This is a genomic window from Komarekiella delphini-convector SJRDD-AB1 (genome assembly GCF_014831675.1).
Classification (GTDB): Bacteria; Cyanobacteriota; Cyanobacteriia; order Cyanobacteriales; family Nostocaceae; genus Komarekiella.
The window spans coordinates 98,318-116,364 of the sequence record NZ_VJXY01000002.1 but is presented as its reverse complement, the minus strand read 5'-3'; the positions used below and the strand labels follow the sequence as shown (position 1 = coordinate 116,364).

Here is an 18,047-nt window from a genome sequence, read left to right as displayed (position 1 = left end):
TTATTCTCCATTCTCCGTTACTATTTTTTGCATTCCCCAAAAAATTAAATTTGGTTCTATTATCAAACATTCTGCAATTTCAGGATACAAGGCTTGTAGATAGTTTATCAACAGAGTGCGATCGCCTCCTTTAATCGCAATCTTTCCTTTAGGAAATAAACTCCACCACGCCTCAATAAAATCTTTGATTCCAGCTAATAAAGTGTAAATAACTCCACTTTGAATTGCCTCTTGTGTATTGAGAGCGAAGCGTGGAGGTAGCGTGAAATTATTTGTCTCTACAAGTGGTAATTGCCCTGTTTTTTGACCTAGAGTTGCAAATTGCAATCCTATTCCCGGCATAATTGCGCCTCCAACCAGACATTGGTTAGCATCTGCACCTGTAAAAGTCAGCGCTGTTCCAGCATCAATAACCAGCATGGGAAAACCCCAAGTTTTCCCCGCACCCCACAAAGCCAAGGCGCGGTCAATTCCCAACGTTGGATACATTCCCTTGAGCGGAACTTGGTCTAAGGTAATAACGCGAATATGGGGGTAATTCTGCCAAAGCGCTGTTTGCTTGGGAACTACAGAAGCTACAAAAATGGGTAGATAGGAAGATGTTTCTGCAATAATTTCTCTTTGTTTACCACTCAGCTTACTAAATGGAAAAATTTCTGTTGGCAAATCATCCAGTGTTCGACATTGAGCCATCTGCTGTATGACAAACTTAGGTAAATGGTCAGTATCCCAAACACACTCCAAAGCTTCGCCTATAAACAACGCCCAATGCAACCGAGAATTCCCAATTTCCAGAGCTAACCAAAGATTTTCTCTGTATTCTGGGTGTTTTGGTAGTTTCACACTTTTATTTTTTTTAAGTTAGCCATAGGTTTTTTAATAAAAATTAACATTCCCGGCGTGTAACAATAAAACTAGAGGAATAAATACTCAATTTGTCAAGGAGGGGGTTATGGTAGCGCTCACCGAAAAAACTGAAAAACGGCTCACCATACAGACTGTGGAAATCGCTCAAGATACGACGGCAATTCGCTCTTTAGACTGGGATCGCGATCGCTTCGATATTGAGTTTGGTCTGCAAAACGGTACTACTTACAACTCGTTTCTGATCCGAGGCGAGCAGACTGCCTTAGTTGATACCTCCCACGAAAAGTTTCGTCAATTATATTTTGATACGCTTACGGGACTAATCAACCCAAAAGAAATTGATTATTTGATCATCAGCCATACAGAGCCAGACCACAGCGGCTTAGTTAAAGATATGCTGCAACTGGCCCCAGAAATCACCGTTGTTGGTTCTAAGGTGGCGATTCAGTTTCTTGAGGATCTGGTACATCAACCATTTAAGCGGCGGATTGTGAAAAATGGCGATCGCTTAGATTTAGGTAATGGTCACGAATTTGAATTTGTCATTGCACCCAATTTACATTGGCCAGATACCATCTTCAGCTTTGACCACAAAACCCAAATTCTCTACACCTGCGATGCTTTTGGGTTGCACTATTGCTCAGATAGCACGTTTGACGAAGACTTGGCAGCTATCGAAGAAGACTTTCATTACTACTACGATTGCTTGATGGGGCCAAATGCGCGGTCAGTTTTATCCGCCCTCAAGCGCATGGGGGAACTGAAAAATATTGGCATGATTGCCACAGGTCACGGCCCGCTATTATCTCACAATGTTGAGGAACTAACTGGACGTTACCGCACTTGGAGCCAAAACCAAACCAAGGCAGAAACAGCAGTAGGCATATTTTACGTTTCCGAATATGGGTATAGCGATCGCCTAGCTCAAGCAATTGCCAACGGTATCAGTAAAACTGGTGTCGCCGTGGAAATTGTGGACTTGGGATCAGAAGTAGATTTGCAAGAGTTGCGGGAACTAGTTAGCCGCTGTACTGGACTTGTAGTTGGTATGCCTCCGGCTTCTGGTGCTGCTAGCATCCAAGCTGCACTCAGCACAGTGTTAGGATCTGCCAAAGAAAAGCAAGCCATAGGTGTATTTGAAACTGGCGGTGGCGATGATGAGCCGATAGATCCGTTGCTGAGTAAATTCCGCAATTTGGGTTTGACAACAGTTTTCCCAGCGATTCGGATTAAGCAAACCCCTACAGAAAACACCTACAAGTTGTGTGAAGAAGCGGGTACAGACTTAGGTCAATGGCTGGGACGCGATCGCAGCATCAAAGCGATGAAATCCCTAGATGCTGACCTAGATAAAGCATTAGGTAGACTCAGCGGCGGACTATACATCATTACCGCCAAAAAAGGCGATGTCTCCAGTGCAATGTTAGCCTCTTGGGTAAGTCAAGCCAGCTTCAAACCGCTGGGATTTTCCATTGCAGTTGCCAAAGACAGAGCAATTGAATCACTTATGCAAGTAGGCGATCGCTTTGTCCTCAACATCTTGGAAGAAGCCAATTACCAAAAACTCATGAAGCACTTTTTGAAGCGATTCACCCCTGGTGCTGATCGTTTTGAAGGTGTGAGAACTCAGCCAGCCGAAAATGGTGCTCCCATCCTCACCGACGCCCTCGCATACATGGAGTGCGAAGTTGTCAGTAGAATGGACTGCGGCGATCACTGGGCAGTATACAGCACCGTTTACGCCGGACGAGTTTCTAAGCCAGATGCATTAACAGCAGTTCACCATCGCAAAGTCGGAAACCACTATTAATTTTGGATTTGGGATTTTAGATTAATAATCCAAAATCCCAAAACACTCAATAAAAAAGTATTTGTGCAGGATAGCCATCCCTACTTAATATCCAGAATTTGGATGTTTAATTAACAATCCAAAATATGTCTTGGAAAGTTCTGATGCCTGCGGCGGGCTGCGCCAACGGAGGAAGCCTCCGCTCAGACTTTCCGCAAAATCTAAAATCTAAAATTGTTTCAGCCATGTCAGCAAACAAACCCCGTGACGTTCAAGTTTACCCCATTGCTACAGACACAAGAGTACTGCGATCGCGCAGTTGGTCAAGGCTCAGATTTGAAATTGAATACGCTCTTGCCAAGGGTACAACTGCCAATTCTTATTTAATTGAAGGCGATAAAACTGCTATCATTGACCCTCCGGGTGAAACGTTTACGCAAATTTATTTAGAAGCTTTGCAGCAGCGTTTTGATGTCACAAAGCTGGATTATGTAATTTTAGGTCACGTCAATCCCAACCGCGCTGAAACCTTAAAAGCCTTACTGGAAATTGCTCCTCAAATTACCTTTGTGTGTTCTAATCCAGGGGCAAAAAATTTGCGTGGAGCGTTGGAAAACCCAGATTTGCCAATTATGGTAATGCGGGGGGAAGAAACCCTAGATTTAGGTCAAGGACACTATCTACAATTTATCCCCACCCCTAATCCACGCTATGCAGATCAGCTTTGCACCTATGACCCGCAAACAGAAATTTTGTACTCAGATAAGTTATTTGGGGCGCATGTTTGCGGGGATCAGGTTTTTGATGAAGGTTGGGAAATATATAACGAAGATCGGCGCTATTATTTTGATTGCCTGATGGCTCCTCATGCTCGTCAGGTTGAAACAGCGCTGGATAAACTGGCCGATTTTCCCGTGAGAATGTATGCTACCGGACACGGCCCTTTGGTACGCTATAGCTTAATTGACCTGACTAAAGCTTATCGAGAGTGGAGCCAGCAGCAAACATCTGCTGATTTGACAGTAGCGTTGATTTATGCTTCAGCTTACGGGAATACTGCAACTTTAGCCCAGGCGATCGCTCGTGGCATCACAAAAGCTGGCGTCGCTGTAGAATCGATTAACTGCGAATTTACCGATCCTGAAGATATCCGCGCCGCTGTCGAAAAATCTGCCGGCTTTGTCATCGGTTCCCCCACCCTCGGCGGACATGCACCCACACCTGTACAAACGGCTTTAGGAATTGTCCTATCGACTGCCACTAACAATCAACTCGCTGGTGTGTTTGGTTCCTTTGGCTGGAGTGGTGAAGCAGTTGATTTAATTGAAGGCAAACTTAAAGATGCTGGTTATCGGTTTGGTTTCGACCCCATCCGCGTCAAATTCAAACCCAACGATGCGACTCTGCAATTATGTGAAGAAGCCGGAACCGACTTTGCCCAAGCACTGAAGAAAGCTAAAAAAGTGCGATCGCCAAGTCAACCTGCTACTACTGTAGAACAAGCAGTTGGTCGGATTGTCGGTTCTCTTTGCGTTCTCACTGCCAAAGAAGGTGATAGATCCAGTGCCATGTTAGCCTCTTGGGTATCTCAAGCCAGCTTTAATCCCCCCGGTTTAACCATCGCCGTAGCCAAAGACCGCGCTATAGAAACCCTGACCCACTCAGGAAACAAATTTGTCCTCAACATCCTCAAAGAAGGCAATCACTTAGGTTTGATGAAGCACTTCCTCAAACCTTTCGGCCCAGCACAAGACCGATTTGCTGGTGTTGCTGCCGAAGAAACTGAAAACGGTTCTCCTGTTCTTACAGATGCCCTAGCATACTTGGAATGTTCTGTACAAAATCGGATGGAATCCGGTGATCATTGGCTGGTTTATGCAACTGTCGAGAATGGCAAAGTTCTAAATCAAGATGGCGTTACCGCCGTGCATCATCGCAAGTCGGGAACTCATTATTAGGCCTCTTGGACTTGTTCTAGCAATTTTTTACGGCGTTCTTCTATAAAATGTTATCCAGATGAGGGTTTAGAATAATTTTGTACTAGTGTGAAGCAGTCGTTTCAGAATTCTTATGCCAATCCAGTTTCGGTTTCATCCAGAGAAAGCTGTTGAAGCCGCAGCCGTACTTTTAAAGCTGCATGGTAAGCCTATGAAGTATCTAGGCTTGCTTAAAATGCTTTACATCGCTGACCGGGTTGCATTGAAACGCATGGAACAACCGATTACTGGTGATCATTATGTGTCGATGGATTACGGCCCTGTCCTCAGCGGCGTTTATGACATGATAAAGGGGAAGCCCGTTGATGACGCTTTACCTCTATGGTCTAAGTTCATTTCTCCTCGTAATGAAAATCATGTTTCCTTATTGCATGATCCAGGAGATGAAGACCTTTGTGAAGAAGAAGAGGAAATCATTCAGCAAGTTTATCAAGCTTTTGGGCATCTTGACCCTTTTGATGTTGCTGAGTGGACTCATGACCTTCCAGAGTGGAAAAACCCTCATGGCTGTGCCATTCCGATTTTGGTAGAGGATATTCTCAAAAATGTGGGCAAGAGTGACGAGGAAATCGAGGAAATTCAGCAAGAAGCCATTCGAGAAGCATATCTAGATAGGGTTTTGAATGGCTAGCATCACCATTAATTTGGGAGATGCATTTTTGCTGGATACGCCTCCTAACAGTCAACACCTCTACATCGCAATAGCACAAACTTCTGGAAAAGACTATCTATTCGTTAATATCACTACCCGTAGACCTAATTCTGAAACTGCCTGTGTTCTCCTACCAGGTTTGGATGTACCAAGCTTTATAATTCGTGAGTCGGTAATAGCTTATCAATTTGCTCGTGAAATGGATGCTACTGAACTAGCTGGGTTGATAAGCATTAGTAGCCCAATTCCGAAAGGATCTTGTTCCATGGCTGTTCTTACACAGATCCAGCAAGGCGTTTAGTCTCCAAGCGGTTGAAGAATAGGTATAAAACTGCTCTTAAAGCTTTCTTGGGAATACCGTAAAATGTCGAACGTCCATTTTAGATGTTTGTCAATTTTTATGAAATTATTATTTCCTATCCTGAAAAGATGTACATGAGTTGTAAAGACTATTCGGATTTACCTTAACAATTCAGACCGTTTTATGGAGAAGTGGAGTCCAGATATTTATTAGTAGACAGGTGATTAACCTCAATCCAAAAAAGCGTAGTGAAAGGATCGCGGCTTTGAATGAAAAAGGAGCACTTTAATGAATACAGTTATCCTAAACCTAGAGCCAATAATTCACCTTACAGATGAGCAGTTTTATCAACTCTGCATGGCAAATCGGGATTTAAATCTAGAACTGAGTGCAACAGGAGAAGTAATTATTGTGCCACCTGTGGGAGGAGAAAGCGGAACTCAGGAAGCAGACTTCATTACCGACTTGAATAATTGGAATCGCCAAACTAAATTGGGAAAGGTTTTTAGCTCCTCTACTATATTTAAGCTGCCGAATGGAGCAAATCGTTCTCCCGATGCTGCTTGGGTAAAATTGGAGCGATGGGAAGCGCTGACTACTGAGGAACGTAAAAAATTCCCGCCACTAACGCCTGACTTTGTAATTGAACTCCGCTCGGAAACTGACCGCCTAAAACCTCTGCAAGACAAAATGCAGGAGTATCTAGAAAATGGTTTGCGTTTGGGTTGGCTAATCAATCCTCAAGATAAACAGGTAGAAATTTACCTACCAGGACAGCCTGTAGAGGTAGTTGCGATACCAGCACTACTCGTTGGGGAGGAAGTTTTACCTGGGTTTGAGTTACAGGTATAAATTGCTGGCGATCAACTAACTCTTCACTCTCTTTTTTTCATCGCCAGTGGAGCTGATAATTATCTGTCTTATGAAGTATTTCTACTAATTAACTTCTACTGTTTTTTAAAACCACCTAGTAAAAGTTGTTATACGGCGTATATCTTAGGGTTGTATCTTCTTTTTAATAAATTCTCTAGCCTAATTGTAGAGTTCATTTAAGCATAGGGAAAAATTTGTATGACAACTAATGTTTCCGATGACGTTAACATCAAAAAAAATATTAATGGATCGCTAGTAACTGGCGTTATCCTGATTATTTTTGGGATTATTGCGATCGCAATACCTACTATTTCAACGATTTTTGCTGAGACTTGGTTTGCTATAATTCTGATCTCTTCAGGATTTGCCAAACTAGTTTACGCTACTCAAACGCGCGATCGCGGAGGTTTCGTTTGGAAGCTTTTATTGAGCGGACTTTATATTGCAACAGGTGTAATGCTGTTTGTTTACCCCAAAACAGGTATCCTAACGCTGACTCTGTTATTAAGTAGCTTTTTGCTGACTGAAGGTATATTTGAGCTGATCCTGGCATTCCGGTTGCGTCCGCAACAAAACTGGACTTGGGTACTTGGTGATGGCATCATTACTCTAGTGTTGGGCGCAATGATTTGGTTTCAATGGCCCTTCAATGCACCCTGGATTCTTGGCACACTAGTAGGTGTCAGCGTTCTGTTCACAGGTGTTTCACGCGTGATGCTGTCGCTAAATGCGCGTTCTTTCTTGAAGCAATCAGATTCTTCTGCAAGCGCTTAAAGCCTTGTAATTTTCTCTAGGTAAGTACCTTGAGTTTTGTCCTTACTTATAAATTAGGCTGAGGAAGAATTCCTATTTTTGAATTCTGAATTCTTCTTTTGCCTTTTTCCTGTGTCTTAAATCTCAATTCTCTTTTCTAAATACTGCCCAATCATCAACTGCTCACCAGCACGAGAGATTATAGTTTGTCTAGTCCGGTATTTGCTGCCAACTAATTTTAACTCTTCCTCAAATACTGAACCGTTGTACTCAGTTCGCAAACATAGAGTTTTGGGGTTGGAGAAATAATATTTAGCTGTGACTGGTTTGGATGTGGCAAAACCGCGATCGCGATATAAAATACTTCCCAGAGCACCAAACAGTGTACAACCTTTCGACTCCTTCCTTGCTTTGAGCAAGTCTGTACTTTCCCAGATAACTTCTGCACCACATTGCAAACTTACTGAATCGGCTAAATCGTGCATCTGAGCAAGCTGTTGCAATTCATGACATCCTTGTTCCAAAAACCGGATGGTGATTATACTCTCCATCTCTTTGGTTTCTCCTTCCGGTAATGTGTAGTAGCGCCGTTCCGAGCGCCATTTACCTGCTGATTCTTGGAAAAATTCCGCAATCGGCGCTCGCTCAGCGGTTTGTGCAATTTGTAGTGGTAATGTCACTGGTCACTTTCCTCACCTAAAGTAAATAGAATTCTGGCAAAAGTTAATTGCTCTAGTTGCTGTGAAACATATCAGCCTGTTCTTTGCCATATATGCAAGGGGTCGAAGAAAAAACTGCATTCATTCACATTATGGCGTTCAAAAAGCAATTTATCTTTAATATTCTTAATATATTACTTTAGCAACGAAAATTACTAGTCTTTTTGCTATGATAAATATGAGTATCTAAAAATAAATATAACTATTTGATACTACTTGTATTAAAAGCGAGGACAAAAAAGTCCCATATCTTTAGGTATTACAGGTCTTCTCCTAGGGGTAGATGTCAAAAAAGTAAAAGATATTTATACTAAGTTAATAATTACAACGTCTGCAAGAAGATTGTTTACCTCCGCGTAAGCACTACAGTAGTGAGATTTTTTTGAGTTTTAAGAAAATAGTAATTTCTGGTACAGAAAATTTAGGAGATATAATCGTGGAACTTTTGTTTTCCATTAATTGTATCTTTTAAAATTGCTTGCTCAGAATTACTTGGTAATACACGGCTGTATAACCCAGAAACTCCCCAACGGCTGTATAACCCAGAAACTCCCCAATAGGAGAAAAGTAAATGATTTTGGATGGAAATAAGCCGCACAAGCAGGCGAAAACATCAGCTTCAGCGGCGGCTAACCAGGTAATTAATACCCAGTTAGATTTAGCTGCGAAAACTGACGCGGCTGTTGCAGACGTAAATAGTAGTTTTAACACTTTACCTAGGTTCCAGTATTTCTTTGTTTCTGTATCTTCGAATTTGGCATCTATCTTATTGATTCCCTGTTTGCTGGGTATAGGAGTATTGACAGCAAGTTGCGGAGCGCTACCCAAAGAATCAGCCGGAGCACAATCCCAGAATCCTGGTGGTGAGCGTAGTGGCGGTGCAACACCTGTGGATGTAGCGATCGCTCGAACTGAGGTGCTAGAAAAACAACCAGAGTATACAGGAAATACCACACCATTCCGCATTGTGTCACTGCGATCGCAAGTAGAAGCCAGACTATTGGCTTTGAACCTAGATGTAGGCGATACAGTTAAGCAAGGGCAAAACGTTGGACAGTTAGATGATGCCATCCTGTTGACAGAATTAAAGCAAGCAGAAGCAGAACTAGCAGCCCTCAAATCAGAAGTAGCCAGAGTTACAAATCAAGTCAGTAATGCTCGTGCTGAAGTAGAACGGGCACGGCTACAAGTCGTCCAAGCTCAAGCAGACTCAGAACGGCAACAGAAATTATTCAAAGCAGGTGCGATCGCCGAACAAACTGCTCAACAAGCACGTACAGAAGCACAAACAGCTGCCCAAGCACTACGAGCAGCTCAAGAGCAAGTCCGTACAGAACAGCAAGCTGTCGCAGCTGCCCAAGGCAGAGTAGTTGCTCAACAAGCATTGGTTGCTCAAACAAAAGAACGTAGATCTTATGCTCGGTTAACATCCCCCATCAACGGTGTAGTCACAGAAAAGGTGACAGAACCGGGTAATCTTCTGCAAGCAGGTAGTGAAGTCTTGAAAATTGGCGACTTTAATCGCGTCAAAGTCGTCGTTCAAATCTCCGAATTAGAACTGGCACAAATTCAGGTTGGGCAATCTGTGCAAGTCCGTTTAGATGCCTACCCTAATCAAACATTAATGGGCAGAGTTACGCGGATTTCCCCCGCTGCGGATGCTACAGCTCGCTTGATACCCGTAGAAGTAGTGATTCCCAACAATGATGGAAAAATTGGCAGCGGACTACTGGCGCGGGTCAACTTTGAAAACCAGACACCACCGCGAGTAGTAGTGTCGCAAGCAGCTATTCAGAAAGAAGCAGGTAACAAAAAGACCAAGAATACAGGGGAAACACAAACAAATGTAGAGCAGTCCTCTCCCACATCCAATACACCCAATGCCACAGCGGCAGAAAAGCGTACAGGGACATTATTTGTGGTGACAGACACAGAAGGCCAGACAAAAGTGGCGGCGCGTGCTGTCACTTTAGGAAACAGAGGTGATGGCAAAGTAGAAATTTTATCTGGTTTGCAGCCGGGAGAACGCTATGTAGTTCGCAGTGGTCAACCTTTAAAAGATGGAGCCGCTGTACGTTTATCGATTATTTCTGAAACAGCGGAGTCTGTACCGAAAGGTAATTCACAATAAAAAATTGCAAGATTAAAAATTCTTTTTGAATTTTGAGAGAAGTTTGAGAGTCGGCTTTTGACCTAGAGAACTTCTGTAATTTGGCATTTTTAATTGGAGCACAGCGACAGTAATGCAGCAAGTTAAGAACGGTGGCGGATTTAGTATCAGTGCCATATCAATTCGCCAACACATCGGCACACTCATGCTCACCCTAGCAGTGATAGTTCTGGGTGTATTTTTTGTCCTCAAATTACCCGTAGATTTGCTACCATCAATCACCTATCCCCGAATTGGTGTGCGGGTACAAGCACCTGGAATTTCTCCAGAGGTAGCAGTTGATGAAGTGACAAGGCCTTTAGAAGAAGCCTTTGCCGCTACCGAGGGCGTGATCCAAATTTTTTCCCAAACTCGTGAAGGGCAGGTGAATTTGGATCTGTACTTTCAAACGGGAGGCAACATTGACCAAGCCTTAAATGATGCCACAGCTGCCTTTAACAGAGCTAGAAGCACTTTACCAGACACCATCGAAGAACCGCGCTTATTCAAAGTTGATCCTTCTCAGTTACCAGTTTATGAAGTGGCATTAACTTCCCCTTCCTTAGAAGGCGTTGATTTACGTGTTTTTGCCGAAGAAGAACTAGCCCGTGAACTGAGTGTTGTACCTGGAGTAGCAGGGGTAGACGTGTCGGGCGGAGTTCAAGAAGAAGTTAGGGTCAATATTGATCTAGATCGCTTACAAGCTTTGGGTGTAGGTTTGACCGATGTGCTAGATCAACTCAGAGATCGCAACGTAGATATCTCTGGCGGCCGGATTTTGGGGCAAGATTCTGAACCGTTAACTCGTACCGTCGGGCGCTTCCAAAATGCCGATGAAATCAGCAATCTTTCTTTTGAAGTCTCCTCCCCCACTTCTCCTACTTCCTCCTCAGTCACCAATAATTCCCAGTCCCCAATCACCAGTACCCAGCCCTCAGTCCCCAATCGCCGCGTCTATTTGCGGGACTTTGCCGAGGTCATTGATGGCTCAGAACAACAAAGAGTGTTCGTCTTGCTTAACGGGCAACAAGCTGTAAAAGTCAGCATCCAAAAGCAGCCAGATGCTAACACTATCAACGTTGTCGAGGGTGTGAAAAAACGGATAGAAGAACTCCGCCAATCTAGTGTAATTCCCGAAGGAACAATTCTGACACCTACCTTGGATGAGTCGCGGTTTATCCGCAATTCCATCTCGAATGTTACCAGTTCCGGGTTAATCGGAACAGCACTAGCCGCGATCGCCGTCCTTCTATTCCTTGGTTCCCTGCGGCAAACTTTTATCATCGTCTTTGCCATTCCCTTAGCAACCCTCGCCGCCATCATCTTCATGGGGCTATTTGGTTTATCCCTCAACGTTTTCAGCTTGGGCGGTTTGGCATTGGGTGTTGGTATTGTGGTGGATAACTCCATCGTCATGTTGGAGAATATTGCCGAGGGTGCTGGTATGACTCCTGGCAAAGATACCAAAACCCGCTTGAATTCACAGCAATTAATTTCTCAGGCGGAACAAAGTAGCCAGCAAGTAGAATCAGCTTTAGTTGCTTCCACCAGTACGAACTTGGTGGCAGTATTGCCGTTTTTGCTCATCGGTGGCTTTATCGCACTACTATTCAATGAGTTAATTCTCACCATTACCTTTTCCGTAGCGGCTTCAATTTTGATTGCTGTTACCGTTGTTCCCATGCTCGCCTCTAGGATGTTGGCATGGCGATTTTCCAGTCGTTTGAGCCGATTTTGGCTGTTGCGGAAGTTTAATGACCGCTTTGAGGCTTCTACGAGGGGATACGGCAGTTTTTTAGCTGGGATATTGCGTTGGCGGTTAGTAACGGTGGCGATCGCTCTTATCCTTTTTGGTGGTGGTAGTTTGTGGATGGCTCCGCAAATTCCCCAAGAAATCCTCCCCCGGATTAATACTGGACAAGCCAACTTCAATGCTCAGTTTCCGCCCGGTACACCTTTAGAAATTAACCGAAAAGTGATGGCTGCGACGGATGAACTAATCCGCAAACAGCCAGAAACAGAGTATGTTTTCTCAACATCTGGTGGTGCTCTATTTGGGAGCAATACCAGTGAGAATGCTCTACGCGGCTCCAGTACTATTACTCTAAAACAGGGTACAGATGTAGAAGCTTATGTAGAACGAGTTACCCAGGAGTTTAACAAGCTAAATTTAGCAGGAATTCGCCTACGCCTTTCCCCCGGTCAAGTACGGGGTTTGATTCTCAGCAACTCTCCAGTACGTGGCGCTGATGTTGATGTAATTCTTCAGGGAAATGACGCAAATATTTTACAACAAGCAGGCCGTCAGGTACTAGCAGCCTTAGAAGAACAAGTCACCCAAGCGAGATTCCGTCCCGATGCAGACGATCGCCAACCAGAAATTCAGATTCGTCCTGACTGGGAGCGGGTTTCTGCTTTGGGCTTAACTACTACAGATATTGGGCAAACAATTCAAACCGCACTCGAAGGTAGTACACCAACTCAGCTACAACGCGGCAACCGTTTAGTAGATGTGCGAGTGCAGTTGAATGAAACATCGGTGCAAACACCTTCTCAATTAGAGAGGTTGCCTTTGTTTGTAGACAACAATCGCCAAGTCCGCTTGAGCGATGTTGCCAAAATTGTTGAAGGGCAAGCTCCTGGAGAGGTTCAACGGATTAATCAACGTCAAGTTTTCTTAATTGCTGGCAATTTGACTGAGGGAGCTAGCCTTAGTGGCGCTCTAGAACAGGTGAGTACAGTACTGGAAAGCATAGATTTGCCTGAAGGCATCAGCATCTTACCCAGTTCGGCAGCCGAATCTAATCAACAACTGCAAGACTCTCTCCAGCTGTTAGGTGCATTAGCTGCCTTTTTAGTCTTTGTGGTGATGGCAGTGCAATACAATTCCCTGATTGACCCCTTGGTAATTATGTTTACCATCCCGCTAGCACTAGCTGGGGGTATTTTCGGGCTTTACATTACCAAAACTGCCATTGGCGCAACAGTAATCGTTGGTGCAGTATTGTTGGTAGGTATTGTGGTCAACAACGCCATCATCATGGTGGAATTGGCGAATCAAATTCTGGAACAGGAAAAGGTTGATCGGAAAACAGCGATTCTAAAAGCTGCTCCTCAACGCTTACGTCCAGTGCTAATGACCACCATTACTACCGTTTTAGGTATGTTTCCCCTAGCGTTGGGAATTGGCGAAGGCTCAGAATTTTTGCAACCATTAGGCGTGGTAGTGTTTTCTGGTTTGTCTTTAGCAACCGTTCTGACGCTGTTTATCATTCCCTGCTTTTATACTCTGCTGCACGATTTATTTGGTGGGAATTGGGCGAAGCCGATATTAATTTGGTTGCGTGGATTTACCAAAAAATTTATTTGAACAGGATTAAATCAGTCAACAGTGAACAGTAAACAGTAAACAGTTGGGGAATTTAAACCCGCCAGATAGCGCCTCCCAATAATCGGCTTTGGGTTATTAGTTTTCAGTTGGAAGTACTCGCCCTCTTAGCGGTTCCACTTAAACCCAATTATGTTTACTGTTTACCGTTTACTGTTAACTGTTTAGGGTAGGATATTATCCTTTGTTCTTCTAACTGTCAAACCCTCAATATTTTCAGTATTTACAGATAGTTTTTCGGTAATTAATTTAATTAACCACAAAAACACTAAGGCACTAAGTAAAATCACGATAAAAGATATTTTTCACTACCTTGACAGGGCTAGTTGGGCTATGCCTACGCTTACTCAGCATAATTACACACTAAGGATATAAATCAAATTTTTAAATTCACATATTGCCCAGTCTGTCAATATATAAGTTCTAATTTAGATTTTTGATAAAGATTCCGTAAAATTACTGGTTATGTTGATAAAGCATTATCAGAATTGCTTTATAAATCTACCTATGAGTATATATCAACCAAGTAAGTAAACACTTCTCAACCAAAAGTATCTGCTAGATAAAAAGCGGTTGAAATGTGAGTATTTGCTGTTTGATTTCACCTACACGCCATAACATTCTTTCAATCCATATAAAGAGGAGAGAACATGAATACAATAGCAACCAAAATAGCATTGTCTGTTCTAGGTGCAGCAGGAATTAGTTTTTTGTCTTTGACACCAGCCAAAGCCGTCATCTTGGTAGAACCCATTGTGACAACCGTCAATGAAGACATACTCAAAATGAGAGATCCAAGAAGCCTTGGGCCAGATATACACCCTGGAGAAATAATCAGATATGGTGTTCCAGATAGAGCTAACAACTTACTCAATGCCACTGAGCGAGATATAGCAAGCCTGGTCTTTGAATTAGAAACGCTTTCGTATAGCAATCCAGATTCTACTCCAGCATTTGACAATGAGTCAGTGGAGTGGGGAGATGTAAATGGAGATGGGAAGATTGGTTTCTCTAATATTCATGGCTTAAAAGATATCTTTAAGAACGTTACTGTTGATGGTAGTACTCTCACTTACAGTGGTGGTGTAATACCGAACCAAACTGTGTTTTTCAATCGATTTTATAGCCAGCCCGATTTATCCCCAGGTGGTGGAATCATCCCAGCAGCACCACCCCTACCAGCAGATCAAGATGGGCCCATCCGAGTGAATAGCTATTACAATGCTGTTCCAGAACCATCTGACATTTTAGGTACATTAGCTTTTGGCGTCTTAGTTGTAGCTTTTAAACTAAAGCGTAAACTTAAGTAGCTTGCAAATGACAACACTGAGAAAGGCACAAATCCCCCAATTTCCATGCCTTTCACTGTGTAATTAGCTCACAATATACTCCCAATGTTTCCTGATGTACGCGGCTAGCATTCAGCCATTCAAGGTTTTGATTTGCCCGATTTTTCCACTCGTACAACGTATCTGCATTACTCAGTAATTGCACTAATGCTTTAGCTAGAGCTTTACTATCTTTTGTTGGTACTAAAAGACCTGCTTGCCCATAATCCAAGGCTTCAGGAATCCCGTCTACCTGAGTACCAATAATAGCAGCGCCAGCTTCCCTAGCTTCTGAAAGTACTAAGGGACAAGGGTCACGATGAGAAGCAAGCACAAATATGTCGCAAGATTTTAGATAGCGTTGAGGTTCTGGTTGGAAGCCTTCAAAATGAATGCGCTCTCCTACAGAAGTTGCTAGCGCTTGAGCCTCGAATAGCTCTCTATCAGGGCCATTTCCAACCAAATAAAGATGCGCTTGGGGAAAATTTAAAGCAATTTGCTCAAAGGCGGCGATTAACTCAGCAATCCCTTTACGTTTATACATCCCGGCTACGGTAGCGATCGCCGGATGCTGTAATGGTAAAGGTTGATAATCGTGTAGGTTACGGGTGCGGGGACTACCCAGAGTTCCGTTGCATACCACCCGCAACTTGTTTTCCGGGATACCGCGCCGTGCCATAGACGCTTGCACAGCCTTACTGACAGCAATTACTCTGTCAGCTAAACCCATTAGCAAACTGGTACGCTGAAATTCGTTGTGTACTGTGGAAACTAAAGCATACTTGTGCCCATATCTGAGAAAGCGTGCTAAGACTATTCCCGTCATCATGTGAGCATGAACGATATCCGGCTGGAATTCTGCTGCGATCGCCTGATAACGCACAGCTGCTTTTATAATATTTATCGGGTTTCTCTGCTGATCTAAATGGTAGTGTTTGACGCCACAAACAGCTAGTAATGCCTCGTATTCGCCACCAACAGAAACTACTGCTACTTCATTCCCAGTTTTTGCTTGGAGACAGGCAAGATCCACAGCTACATTTACAATTCCATTACCTATCTTTTGAACATGATTCAAAATATGAATTATTCGCATGATTTTTGATATGTGTATAAAAAATTTAGATAAATAACTGAGTATTAATTAGCATACTTATTAGGTTTTAAGTGGTAATTTAAGAACCTTCAGTAATGAGTATAATCCCCTGAAACTATTAGTAACCAGCTACTTCTTTTTAAAGACTTACTCATAATATACAGTCTGATTCTATAGCAGTCAGAAATGATTTAGGACATTTATGAATTATTTATTATTTTTTGTTTGGCGGTTTTTGCTTTGTAGCAAGCCTACTTAGCGGTTAGCTAAAAAATATTTTCATATTATTGCCAATTAAAAATAATATGTCTAAATAAAATTAACTATAGTACTTAGTTAAAAAAATACTTAACAAATGTGAGTTTTGAGACACTATTTAAGTTAGTACCTTCCTAACATTACAGAGATTATACAAACGCACTGTATCTGTAAGAAAAAAAGATTATTGCAAAAACTCAAATAATTAAGAATCAATTAATACAAATTTGCGAATATGAGAATTGCGTTCTGGAAAGTGACGTGATAAAAAAGCAGTCAGTAAAAGTCTCCAAGCTAGAAGCGAAAGGACAGATTCATCTATCATCAACAGAAAGTTTTTCATGTTTCTTTGCTTCAGTGCTACTAAAATCCAATGTAGTTTTAGGTAATTTTTTATATCTTGAAGAAGAGGAACTTTTGAGCGGTACTGTTCATCTACTAAGGCGTAAATCTTCTCCTTCATCAAGATATTTGTAGCTAACCGTTGAGTCAAAGAAAATTTTTGATTATAAGCACCGGGCCAAATAGTCCGATAAGCAAGACACTGATTAAGGAAAATGGCATGGCCAAACTGGACAATGCGAATCCAGGAATCAATGTCGTCACAGTTAGCATCAAGAGTAGAGTCCCAACCACCAGTTTGCAAGAAAGCATCACGCCGACAAGCCACTTGCACTGGCGTACCAAAAGGTAAAAGCTCTAGGAGCATACCGTAGTGAATATCAGCTTGTGGAATATAAAAAGCCAGTCCAGAACCAAGTTTGGGGGTGCGGCTGATCTCAACTTCATTGCAATCCACCTGAGCAGCCACGCATGAACAAATGACCGCATCAGGACAAAGTGCGATCGCTTTTGCCATCTCTTCGAGACAATTGGGAGCTAGGTAGTCATCATCATCCAAAAACTTAATCCAGTCGCCGCTAGCTTTCGCAACCCCAGCATTTACCGTCGCCGCATGACCTTGGTTGACTTCGTTACGATGGTAAACAACGCTGTTACCCAAGCTTTTGATATAGGTTTGGGTGTCATCAGATGAACAGTCATCGACAACAACCACCTCGCACTTAAGAGTCTGGTTAAGAGCAGAGTCAATTGCTCGTTGCAGTAAGTTTAAGCGATTATATGTGGTGATGACGATGCTAAATTTCATAAATTCTATACTTGTGGCACAGTCTTTTGTAACATTCTTTCCATTACAAAGCATTCATATCAGAAAAATTCTCAACATCAAATAACTGGACTCTCAGGCGGTTATAGATCTATGATTGATGATCGTGAGTTTTTTAATTAGACACAGAGATTATGAACGCTCAAGAGATCATCCGCTCCATTGAAGCGGAACATCTAAAATCTAATCTGCCCGACATTTATGTGGGCGACACAGTAAGAGTAGGAGTAAAAATTAAGGAAGGCGAAAAATTCCGCGTCCAACCCTACGAAGGAGTAGTAATTGCCAGACGCAACGGCGGCATCAACGAAACTATTACAGTCCGCCGGGTATTTCAAGGTGTTGGCGTTGAACGGGTGTTTTTGTTGCATTCTCCCCGGATTGACAACATCAAAGTATTACGTCGTGGTAAGGTACGGCGTGCTAAGCTGTATTATCTGCGCGATCGCGTTGGCAAGGCAACCCGGATCAAGCAACGGTTTGACCGCCCTTTGTGATTCGCCCTTCAAAGTATGGGAGACTCCAACTTCAAGCGGCTTCTGCCGCTGGTTTATTCACTTACCAAAACTACGAAAAGCCTGTAGCGCTTCTGCGGTAAGCATCAAGTCGTTAAACATCAGAACTTTTCAAAAGCAAGGTAAAATAAAAGTCAAATATTGCGTTAAACTGAGATTTAGTTCAGCGCAATGGCTGAACCAAAAACAGCTTG

Annotated in this window: 14 protein-coding genes; 10 read left to right on the top strand and 4 right to left on the bottom strand. The window is 42.9% G+C overall.

The window, feature by feature from the left end; genetic code table 11:
- Window positions 1-843, bottom strand: a complete 843-nt coding sequence (locus FNW02_RS03220) for a pantothenate kinase (protein ID WP_191756152.1) — start codon at window positions 841-843, stop codon at window positions 1-3.
- 109 nt (window positions 844-952) lie between these two features.
- Here FNW02_RS03220 and FNW02_RS03215 point away from each other — a divergent pair, with 109 nt between their 5' ends.
- From FNW02_RS03215 to FNW02_RS03190, 6 genes are all read left to right on the top strand, one after another.
- On the top strand, window positions 953-2,677 hold the full coding sequence (locus tag FNW02_RS03215) for a diflavin flavoprotein (RefSeq protein ID WP_191756151.1): 1,725 nt from the start codon (window positions 953-955) through the stop codon (window positions 2,675-2,677).
- A gap of 224 nt (window positions 2,678-2,901) precedes the next feature.
- A complete protein-coding gene (locus tag FNW02_RS03210) occupies window positions 2,902-4,614 on the top strand; it encodes a diflavin flavoprotein (protein WP_191756274.1) in 1,713 nt (570 codons plus the stop codon).
- 112 nt (window positions 4,615-4,726) lie between these two features.
- Entirely contained in the window at window positions 4,727-5,284 is a 558-nt protein-coding gene (locus FNW02_RS03205) for a Panacea domain-containing protein (RefSeq protein ID WP_191756150.1), read from the top strand.
- Window positions 5,277-5,606, top strand: coding sequence for a hypothetical protein (locus FNW02_RS03200; RefSeq protein WP_225225392.1), 330 nt, complete (start codon window positions 5,277-5,279; stop codon window positions 5,604-5,606). Before FNW02_RS03205 ends, FNW02_RS03200 begins: the two co-directional genes overlap by 8 nt.
- Before the next feature lie 288 nt (window positions 5,607-5,894).
- The gene (locus FNW02_RS03195; RefSeq protein ID WP_191756149.1) at window positions 5,895-6,458 is read left to right on the top strand and encodes a Uma2 family endonuclease; all 564 of its coding nucleotides are present in this window, start codon (window positions 5,895-5,897) and stop codon (window positions 6,456-6,458) included.
- A gap of 219 nt (window positions 6,459-6,677) precedes the next feature.
- A complete protein-coding gene (locus tag FNW02_RS03190) occupies window positions 6,678-7,253 on the top strand; it encodes an HdeD family acid-resistance protein (RefSeq protein WP_191756148.1) in 576 nt (191 codons plus the stop codon).
- Between the two features lie 116 nt (window positions 7,254-7,369).
- On the opposite strand, the gene FNW02_RS03185 is transcribed toward FNW02_RS03190, so the two are convergent.
- Window positions 7,370-7,912 (bottom strand): phycobiliprotein lyase, encoded by a 543-nt coding sequence (locus FNW02_RS03185; protein ID WP_191756147.1) that lies wholly within the window; start codon window positions 7,910-7,912, stop codon window positions 7,370-7,372.
- A gap of 610 nt (window positions 7,913-8,522) precedes the next feature.
- On the opposite strand from FNW02_RS03185, the gene FNW02_RS03180 reads away from it, so the two are divergent.
- From FNW02_RS03180 to FNW02_RS03170, 3 genes are all read left to right on the top strand, one after another.
- Window positions 8,523-10,082 carry an efflux RND transporter periplasmic adaptor subunit gene (locus FNW02_RS03180; protein ID WP_191756146.1) on the top strand — a complete coding sequence of 520 codons (1,560 nt, stop codon included), beginning with the start codon at window positions 8,523-8,525 and terminating at the stop codon, window positions 10,080-10,082.
- A 112-nt stretch (window positions 10,083-10,194) separates the two neighbouring features.
- Complete coding sequence (locus FNW02_RS03175) at window positions 10,195-13,470, top strand: efflux RND transporter permease subunit (RefSeq protein WP_191756145.1); 3,276 nt, start codon at window positions 10,195-10,197, stop codon at window positions 13,468-13,470.
- Between the two features lie 668 nt (window positions 13,471-14,138).
- Window positions 14,139-14,798 (top strand): hypothetical protein, encoded by a 660-nt coding sequence (locus FNW02_RS03170; protein WP_191756144.1) that lies wholly within the window; start codon window positions 14,139-14,141, stop codon window positions 14,796-14,798.
- 52 nt (window positions 14,799-14,850) lie between these two features.
- On the opposite strand, the gene FNW02_RS03165 is transcribed toward FNW02_RS03170, so the two are convergent.
- Window positions 14,851-15,912, bottom strand: coding sequence for a glycosyltransferase family 4 protein (locus FNW02_RS03165; protein WP_191756143.1), 1,062 nt, complete (start codon window positions 15,910-15,912; stop codon window positions 14,851-14,853).
- 463 nt (window positions 15,913-16,375) lie between these two features.
- Window positions 16,376-17,320 (bottom strand): glycosyltransferase family 2 protein, encoded by a 945-nt coding sequence (locus FNW02_RS03160; RefSeq protein ID WP_191756142.1) that lies wholly within the window; start codon window positions 17,318-17,320, stop codon window positions 16,376-16,378.
- A gap of 152 nt (window positions 17,321-17,472) precedes the next feature.
- On the opposite strand from FNW02_RS03160, the gene rplS reads away from it, so the two are divergent.
- Window positions 17,473-17,835 (top strand): 50S ribosomal protein L19, encoded by a 363-nt coding sequence (gene rplS, locus FNW02_RS03155; RefSeq protein WP_191756141.1) that lies wholly within the window; start codon window positions 17,473-17,475, stop codon window positions 17,833-17,835.
- Window positions 17,836-18,047: the final 212 nt, after the last annotated feature.